Origin of the sequence: Alistipes sp. AF48-12, from assembly GCF_003477565.1 — a bacterium.
Classification (GTDB): domain Bacteria; phylum Bacteroidota; class Bacteroidia; order Bacteroidales; family Rikenellaceae; genus Alistipes_A; species Alistipes_A hominis.
Map to the genome: position 1 here is coordinate 18,326 of NZ_QUDJ01000027.1, position 9,274 is coordinate 27,599.

At 52.0% G+C, this 9,274-nt stretch carries 5 protein-coding genes and 1 pseudogene; 5 read left to right on the top strand and 1 reads right to left on the bottom strand.

Annotation, left to right across the window (positions count from 1 at the left end; all coding sequences use genetic code 11):
• The first annotated feature begins 269 nt into the window (after positions 1-269).
• From htpG to DW082_RS13190, 5 genes are all read left to right on the top strand, one after another.
• On the top strand, positions 270-2,327 hold the full coding sequence (gene htpG / locus DW082_RS13175) for a molecular chaperone HtpG (RefSeq protein WP_118458975.1): 2,058 nt from the start codon (positions 270-272) through the stop codon (positions 2,325-2,327).
• Between the two features lie 833 nt (positions 2,328-3,160).
• Positions 3,161-5,950, top strand: coding sequence for an ATP-binding protein (locus DW082_RS13180; protein ID WP_259335632.1), 2,790 nt, complete (start codon positions 3,161-3,163; stop codon positions 5,948-5,950).
• The gene (locus DW082_RS15215; RefSeq protein ID WP_259335633.1) at positions 5,899-6,180 is read left to right on the top strand and encodes a response regulator; all 282 of its coding nucleotides are present in this window, start codon (positions 5,899-5,901) and stop codon (positions 6,178-6,180) included. The genes DW082_RS13180 and DW082_RS15215 overlap by 52 nt, the downstream gene beginning before the upstream one ends.
• Before the next feature lie 277 nt (positions 6,181-6,457).
• Complete coding sequence (locus DW082_RS13185) at positions 6,458-6,877, top strand: hypothetical protein (protein ID WP_259335634.1); 420 nt, start codon at positions 6,458-6,460, stop codon at positions 6,875-6,877.
• Positions 6,878-6,894: 17 nt separating this feature from the next.
• Entirely contained in the window at positions 6,895-7,584 is a 690-nt protein-coding gene (locus tag DW082_RS13190) for a hypothetical protein (protein WP_101570949.1), read from the top strand.
• Positions 7,585-8,052: 468 nt separating this feature from the next.
• Here the strand turns inward: DW082_RS13190 and DW082_RS14615 are convergent.
• A pseudogene (locus tag DW082_RS14615) lies at positions 8,053-9,274 on the bottom strand (hypothetical protein); the annotation flags it as partial.

Here is a 9,274-nt window from a genome sequence, read left to right on the forward strand (position 1 = left end):
ACGAGAAGCGGCAGGTTCCCCTGCCTTCAGTATGGAGTTCACTACAAATGTATAAAAAATCCGCGTAACAGAAAAGCGCGGGTCCGTTTGCCGTCTTCGTAACTCGCGGGCATCCAGTCGACTCGTTTGTCAGATTCCGTGTCGTTTGCTCCGGTTTGTCAGTCGGAGTGCGGGCATTCTTCTGACAATCTGTCAGGCTTTCGGTGCTGGCACATTAATTGATTCGGTTTTGTTCGTAAAAACGAATACTGTTTAAAACGATAAAAGCTATGCAAAACGGGAAAATTGGAGTTACAACGGAAAATATCTTTCCGATTATTAAAAAATTTCTCTATTCCGATCATGAAATTTTTCTGCGCGAGTTGGTTTCGAACGGCGTAGACGCCACCCAGAAGTTGAAAGCGCTCGCATCGATGGGCGAATTCAAGGGGGAACTGGGCGATTTGACGGTCCGCGTATCGCTCGATACCGACAAACGGATACTGACGATTTCCGATTCGGGGATCGGCATGACGGCCGAAGAGATCGACAAATATATCAACCAGATCGCTTTTTCGGGCGCCGAAGAATTTTTGGAAAAATATAAAAACCAGACAATTATAGGGCATTTCGGATTGGGATTCTATTCCGCTTTCATGGTTTCCGACAAGGTCGAGATCGTGACTCGTTCTTACAAGGAGGGTTCCAAAACGATGCACTGGACCTGCGACGGATCGCCCGAATACACGATGGAGGAGGCCTCCGCCGAGCGCAGTCGCGGTACGGACGTCATCCTGCACCTGAGCGAAGACAGCAAAGAATTCGCCGACAAGGCGCGGATCCGGGAGATACTGAAGAAATATTGCAGCTTCCTGCCCGTGCCGATCGCTTTCGGCAAAAAACAGGAGTGGAAAGACGGTAAATACGTGGATACCGACCAGGACGACATTGTCAACGCGACCGATCCGTTGTGGACGAAAAAGCCGACCGACATTACCGAGGAGGATTACATGGAGTTTTACCGGACGCTCTATCCGATGGCCGAGGATCCGTTGTTCTACATTCACCTGAACATCGACTATCCGTTCAACCTGACCGGTATCCTCTATTTCCCGAAGATACGGAACAATTTCGAGATTCAGAAGAACAAAATACAACTCTATTCGAATCAGGTGTTCGTGACCGATTCGGTCGAAGGGATCGTGCCGGAGTTCCTGACCCTGCTGCACGGCGTGATCGACTCGCCGGACATCCCGCTGAACGTATCGCGAAGTTACCTGCAGAGCGACTCGAACGTTAAGAAGATTTCGAGTTACATTACGCGGAAAGTGGCCGACCGCCTGAGCGAACTTTTCGCGCAGCACCGCGAAGAGTTCCAGAAAAAGTGGGACGATCTGAAGATATTCATTCAGTACGGAATCATCACCGACGAAAAGTTCGCCGAAAAAGCGGCCGATTTCGTGCTGCTGAAAAATACGGAGGGCAAATACTTCACGCTGTCCGAGTATGCCGCGCTGGTCAAGGAAAATCAGACCGACAAGAACGGCAACGTGATTTACCTCTATACGAACGATCCGGTATCGCAGAATTCGTTCGTCGGCGCCGCGCGCGACAAAGGGTACGACGTGCTGGTGATGGACGGACAGTTGGATACCCATTTCATCGGTTGGTTCGAGAATAAGAATCAGGGGACGCGTTTTGTGCGGGTCGATGCCGACGTGGTCGACAAGCTGATCGAGAAGGAGAACAACCTGAAGATGGCGCTCAGTTCCGCCCAGCAGGATTTGTTGCGTCCGGTATTCGAAGCGCAATTGCCCGCCGAGGACAAGATCCGTTACACCGTGTCGTTCGAGCCGATGGCCGAAAACCAGATGCCGGTGATGATTACTCAGAACGAGTTCATGCGTCGTATGAAAGATATGGCTGCGATGGGAGGATCCGGGATGCAGTTCTACGACCAGTTGCCCGATAACTTCAATGTGGTGATCAACGGCAATCATCCGCTGGTGGCGGAGATACTGGGCGAAGTCGAGGCCAGCTACGGCGACAAGCTCAAGACGACCAATAAAAAGTTGGATGCGGCGATCGCCGAGCAGCGCAGTTTCGAAGAGTTGGTCAAAGACAAGAAGACGGAAGATTTTTCGCAGGAAGAAAAAGACAAGCAACAGGAGGTCGATAAGAAGGTGGAAGACCTGCGCCGCCAGCGTACCGAGCGCCTGACCGAGATCGGCCGCGAGAACAAACTGGTCAAGCAGGTAGTCGATCTGGCGTTGTTGTCCAACAGTATGCTGAAAGGGGAGAATCTGACCAACTTTATCCGTCGCAGCGTGGAACTGATCGGGAAATAGGTTTTTCGCATTTTCGTTATGTAAAAGCCCGTATTTTGGTGGTGGACTATGTTTTCTTCATCGAATCCGAGGGAACAAAGAGGAACTCTCGCGGCGGACTGAGGGAGTTGTAAAATTCCATTCGTTCTACCAAGTGGTCAAGAAAGCCTCGAAAAAGAACGTTCCGGGGACGGATGTGGACGTATTCATCTGCACCAACGACAAGTTCCGGGAAGCGGAAACCACGCCGAGTACGGTCTCTATGGATTGCTGCGGGCTATGGACTCCATGGCCCGCAGCCTGATTTCGAAATCGGAGAGCTACTACCTCGACCTGTTCCTGTTCTGCTTCTATTACGGGGGTATGGCGCCTATCGACACGGCCTAATCCCGTCATGCGCCTGACACCCGAACAGCAATTCGTGTGTCTTTGTGATTTCGATTTGCTGGAACTGCACAGCAAAGATAAGTAGCATCGGTTCTACCGCGAAGTGTTGAGCCATGCTGACGGCTGGCGGACGGACACTATCACAATACATACAGCGATCTAATCGGCGGGATCACGTTCCCGTATGCTCGATATTTGGCAAATCCTTGTAAGCAAACTTGCCCGTGATAAATTTATAGCTGATATGTTCGTCTTGCTAAAAATGAGCAGCGTTTTTTGGTTTTTAGAGCGATATAATTTATTTTTGTCTTACCCAAAATAGCGCGTACAGTCATGGTGCCGTGCAAAATGGACTGCATGTATCGTATAATAAAAAAGCAATCGGAGTAATGCAAAAGAAGCTGCTTTTATCTGTCAGACATATTGTTTTCATATTTGCCGGACTAAGTTTTTCTTTCACTTCGCAGGTGGCTGAAGCCAGGGAGCACCGCTTGCTCATCATCAACTCCTATAATGAGGCGGCTCCGTGGAGCCAAGAACTGATCACCCCGATCGCATTGCTGACCGCCCGGACGGATGGCGTGCGTGCCGATATCATCCATATGAACGGTACGTTCATCCGTAACGAGTCGATGTACCGTCAGGTTGAGAATGGTATATTTCAGCGTTTCGAGGATCGAAAACCCGACTATCTGGTACTGATCGGCAACATGTCCTTTACTCTAAGGGAGCGCATCGTGAAGGAATGGGGCGATATTCCGATGGTGTTGATTTCCAAAACTAAAGTATGCGGTCCGCAGGAATTTTATATAACGGGCGAAACATCCGATGTATCGGACGATATGCTTAAACCGTTGATCGACCTGCAAGGCAAATACAATTTCACAATGATCGAAGTGCCTGATTTGTACAGGGAGACGATCGATATGATGGTGAGGATGTTGCCCGGAATGCGCAAGGTGGTGTTCATGGCCGATGAATTTTACTTGAACCGCTACCTAAACGGGCTTATCCGCCAGTATATAAAGGAGACCTACCCTGACCTGGGGTACGAATGGCTCGTAGGCAATGAGCACAATAGTGATCTTATGCGGCAGTATCTGAACGACCGTGATCCTTCGGTTGGGCTATTGCTTTCTACCTGGTTCTACGAACGCATCAATGTGCATGGGTTTCCAATGCTGATCTCGGGTGATGCCCGGATGATCTCGGCAGCTAAACGTCCGGTTTTCGCTCTCCGGAGCGCTTATTTGAGTAACGGCATTGACGGCGGGTATTTCCCCGATCCGCAGCAGACTCAGGCAGCCGTCATGAATGCCGTCAACCAAATGTTGGACGGCGTACCTATGCGCACGGTTCCTTTCGCCTATGCAACAGAGGCGTTCCCCATCGTCAATTACCCCAAGCTCGTTCGGGATGAGATCCCTGTGGACAGATGCCCCGAGAGTACGGTGTTTCTTGATAAACCCAAAACATTCTGGCAATTATACAGTTGGTACATCATCGTAGCACTTGTCATTTTTGTAGCGACGATCATTATCGCTATCCTCAATACGGTATTCCAACGCAAAAAGATGGCTCTTTTCAGAACGCATGCCAACCTGGTCGAGCATATGCCGATCGCCTATACGCAGGCCACCGTGTGTTACGGGGCCGACGGACGTGTTGCTGACATCGAGTATCATTCGGGAAACGAGGCCTTTGCCAGTCTGGTCCGGCAAAATGTCCTGCCGGGCGCTTCCTATAAACTGTTCGCTCCTGAATATATTTCGAACATGGCCGAGACCGCTCTGAGGAACCGTTTCCCCGTTACTTTTTCACACTACTTCAAACAGACCGACACTTATTACGAGTTTTTGATGTATCTCTCGGAGAGAGATCGGGAGATGGATATTTTCGCTATCGATATCACGGCCAAAAGTAAGGCGGCCAATGAGTTGAGGGAGTTTGCGGAGAAACTGGATATTACCCTGAGCGTGGCCCATATTATTCCGTGGCGTTGGGATCTGGAGAGCCATAAAATCGCTTGCGAGGCTCAGCGCATATTGAGGCACATGAACTTTACCGCACAACGCGGATCGACCCACCTGGTCCACATTATCGAGGATGCCGAGTATTTCGAGCGCATCCATCCCGACGACGCGGCGCACATAAAACAGACCTACCGCGATTTTTTGGACGGGAAGCTCAAGTACATCAAGACCGAGTTCCGGGTGGTTACCGACAAGAACGGACAATCGCGCACCGACTGGCTGGAGGTACATGCTGCCGTAGTTGAAAGTGACGACCGGGGACGGGCGAAAGCGCTTATCGGCTCACTATTGCTGATCACCGAGCGCAAAAAACAGGAGCAGACACTTGTTGCGGCCAAAGAGAAGGCCCGAGAGTCAGACCGCTTGAAGTCGGCGTTTCTGGCCAATATGAGTCACGAGATCCGCACACCGCTTAACGCCATCGTCGGATTCTCAAGCCTGCTGCTCACCACCGAGGACGAACAGGAGAAACAACAGTTTGTGAACATTATCGAGAACAATAACCAGTTGCTGTTGCAGTTGATCGGCGACGTACTCGATATGGCTAAGGTCGAATCCAATACGCTCGACTTCATATACAGGGCTACGGACCTCAACGATCTGATCCGTACGATAGACAGTACGGAGCGTCTGCGCTTGCAGCCCGAAGTCGTACTCAACTTTATGCTTGGTGCGACCGATTGTGTCGTCCGTACCGAACCCAACCGTTTGTCGCAGGTGTTGATCAACCTGATCTCCAATGCCCGAAAGTTCACAAAGAGCGGAAGCATTGTTTTCGGATACGAATTGCGCGGAGACGAGATTTACTTTTTCGTGAAAGACACCGGCATGGGGATCTCTCCTGAGGGCCAGACCCGACTTTTCCAGCGTTTCGTCAAACTGAACGATTTCATGCCGGGCAATGGACTTGGACTCTCTATCTGCAAAGGAATCGTCGAGAAGATGAACGGGTCGATAGGCGTCGAATCTGCGGGTGAGGGCAAAGGCTCTACATTTTGGTTTAAAATTCCGTATCTGCCCGCCAAGATCGTAAAGGCGGAACAAGTCGTTGTGGAGACTCCGAAAGTTCCACTGGGGAGGAAGAACATCACGATCCTTGTTGCCGAGGACTGTGAAAGCAACTTCCTGCTGTTCCAATCCATCCTGAAAACGGAATACAAACTCATCCACGCTTGGAACGGACGCGAAGCGTGGCACTCTGCCGGGAGCACAGTCCCCAGTTGATCATCATGGATATCAATATGCCGAACATGGACGGTTACGAAGCTACCCGGGAGATCCGTAAATTTTCCAAGACGGTTCCCATCATCGCCGTGACGGCTTATGCGTTCGCATCGGATAAGGAAAAAATCCTCAAAAACGGTTTCAACGGTTATGTCGCTAAGCCGATCAATCCGACAAAATTGGGGATTGAGATACGAACTATGCTCAACAAGAACTTTACGCTAATTTGACCACGGGAACATATCGACCGAACATTCGGGGTGCTTTAATAGCTACAACTGTAACATCCTATAAAAGAGAGAAAACATGAAGTATTGTTTACTATTACTGTTTCTATTCGCAACAACAGCACCGTTACGTGCAGCGGCCCTTGTTGAAGGACGCATCTATTTGAAAAACGGATCGGTCGTCGAATGTACGGGCGACGACCGATTGCAACTCCCCCAAAAATCCGGCAAACTGAAAATATTTCGAGACGCTTTCCGGAAAACTAAAACCAAAGATGTATTGCCGGCCGGAGATATAGACTCGGTGATTTGCTGGCATGCCAAGACCCCGGAACACGTCCGCAAGTTGGTTTGGGCGTCCGATCCGGGTTGGATGTGGGTTTACGTCGAGACGCCGCTTATTAGGGCCTGCATTTATTCGAAAAAAGGTTACTGTGTCGACACGAACGGCGGTATGCTGGTTCGGCAGAGAAGCGGATGGTTCAGTAGCTCGCGTGTGGCCTATTTCCTTCAGAAACATGACGAAAGTGAATTTCAAAACATTGGCAGTACATACCGCCGTTCGAAAGACGTTTTCCGCGAACGCATCGCCCGTTATATAGACGACGATCCCGAACTTGCCGAGCGCATACGCCGATCGAATGCCTACCGGGACAAAACGATTCTTATGCTGCGAGACTACGATCCGACTAAATATTAACCCCTAAAATAAAGCATATGAAACAGTTTTTACTTTTCGCTGCCACCGTGCTGGTCACGTTGGGCACAATCAGTCAGGCACAGGCCAAGAAGCCGGAAGATCAGGAGTTCCGCCGGGTAATAGTAACCCTTACATCCGGCGAGAAAGTCGACGGTTACCTGCAGCGCAGTTGGCACGCCGAATCCTCCGTACTGAAAAAGGAAAATTACTCGTTCAAGCTCGCCAAGACACCCGACGACAAGGAGCCGGTCAAGTACACGGCCGACGAGGTCGAAAGCATCGAATACGTCGAGAAGACCGAAGCCCATCCGGACGGCATCCGCTGGGAAGCCCTCGATATCGCTTCTCCCGGACTCAAGGACCGTTATCGCACATTCCGCAGGTTGGTCTGCCTGAACAAAGCCAGCCAGAACGCCACTACCTATTGGTGGAAGATATGGACAACAGAGCGGGTCGGCAATATCGACCGCCGGGTGTTGAAGACCGTATACGGCATCCGTTTCCACGACGATCCCGACCGGACCGTTTATCCGTATATGTTGGTCAACACCATGCTGGTGGAAAAACAGCATCCCGGATTGCAGAAGTTCTGCAAAACATGGTTCAAAGGCTCCGAAGGCAAGGTGCGCAAAAAAGAGGCTAAAGAGAACGACGCGTGGATGTTGGATATGTACGACGCTTACCTCGCCGCCCAGGCGGACAAATAAGTCGGCATTCAGAGACAGAGTGAATATACGAAGATTATTTCATTGCGAAAGCCTCTTTCTTACCAGAGAAAGAGGCTTTCGTTAGGTAACAGGATTTATATCTTCAATAGTTTTTAATCTTAATTATCCAGTACCGCATCCGCAGGCTTCCGTTTACAAAGCTCGTCGTAGCGGGATACCGTCAGCTCGAAATCGGTAATGTCGAAGTCGAGCACTTTCCACCAGTAGTGGAACGAGAGCCCGGTCTCCTGCGAGGGCCGTTTGATCTTGCATAGCTATTTATCGCCTCGGCCCGCAGGTTATACAGCCGTGCCGTATCCTTCAGTGGGGGATGGATTCCTTTGAGCCGCATCGACGCATCGAATACCAGCACTTTGTAGTTCTTCGGCTCGCGTTTGCGACGCTTCCCATCCGGCTCGATCGTCGTCGCCGGACTGGCTTTGGATTTACGCCCCTGCCGCCGTGGCTCTAATTTCCCAGGAAATCATACCTTACGGCCCTGCGGTCCGTTACGCTTACCGACAGATCGGCCTCTATCGGTTTTCCACCGTCGTCTTTCAGTCCGATCTCGACGCGCACCTTTTCCCGTTTGCCGTACTGGGGCTTTTCGGGGTTACCGTCCACCGCTCCCGTTTTCCGGTTCTTTTCAGGAAAACGAGCCTTTCGCTGCGCGGCCGTCCCGTACTGTCCACCAGCAGCAGGTGGAGTATCCCTTCGGGCAGGGAGTCCGTCAGTATGGTTCCCGCGGGTCTTCGGGTATCTACCGGCACGATGCAGCAGCAGTCCCCCCGGATATGCCCTATCAGACGGCTCCCCGGGGGCACCGTTCCGTCGGCCTTGTACAGGATGCGTCCGGGCGCCTGTGCCGTTGTCAGCGCGCAGGCTCCTTCTCCGACTTCCGGCAGCGTTGCCCGTATCTCCCGTTCCCCCGCCTCTGCACACGGCGCGGTAGGTCTCTCCCTGCAGAGGACAGAGCAGGAAGGTTCCCATTCCGTCGTGCTCCGCCACGAACGAAACGACCGTATCGCCCCTGCTGTCGAGCACGCTCCCTCGGACGTCCTCCGGATATCCGTCGGCCCGTTCCGCCTTGAAAGCCACCAGGCGCGGAACGCCCGCCACGAGTTCCCCTCCTTCGGGGAAGAACTGGACGGCGAAATCATGCGCTTCGGGTTCGAGGAAAAGCGTTCTTCTGAAGGCGGTTCCCCCTTCGTCGAGCTTCATGCGGATATATCCCCCGTTTCGGATCGAGTCGTGGGGGAGGTCTACGAACAGGGCTCCGGTCGCGGAGGTTCTCTGTCGTACGCCCTCGATCCGTTTGCCGTTCCAGTCGAACAGTTCGTAGTCGGCTTCCGCGTCGCGTATGGGTCGTCCGTCCGCATCGGCGAACCGCACGATTGCCTGGGCGGAAGTATAGGTTACGTCGGTTCGTATGCGGTCTGAACGGGTATTTCCCACGTTGATGTTGCGCCGGAAGAAGAATGCGGGCTCGAAGTTTAGCATCCATCCGGTATACGCCCGGAGGGTATACTCTCCCGCGGGCAGCGTATCGGGCTTGTGGGATACGGCGTCCGTCAGATAGGCCTTGAACCACATGGTGTCTCCCGCCCCGTAGTAGGGCTGGTTCAGATGAAGGTAGAGCTTCTCGGGATGCTGAGACTGGATGCTCGAAAAGGAATGAAAGGACGGGATC

Bases quoted from the DNA above. Each gene is read 5' to 3' on its own strand.
- htpG (WP_118458975.1), top strand. From the start codon at position 270: ATGCAAAACGGGAAAATTGGAGTTACAACGGAAAATATCTTTCCGATT.
- DW082_RS13190 (WP_101570949.1), top strand. From the start codon at position 6,895: ATGAAACAGTTTTTACTTTTCGCTGCCACCGTGCTGGTCACGTTGGGC.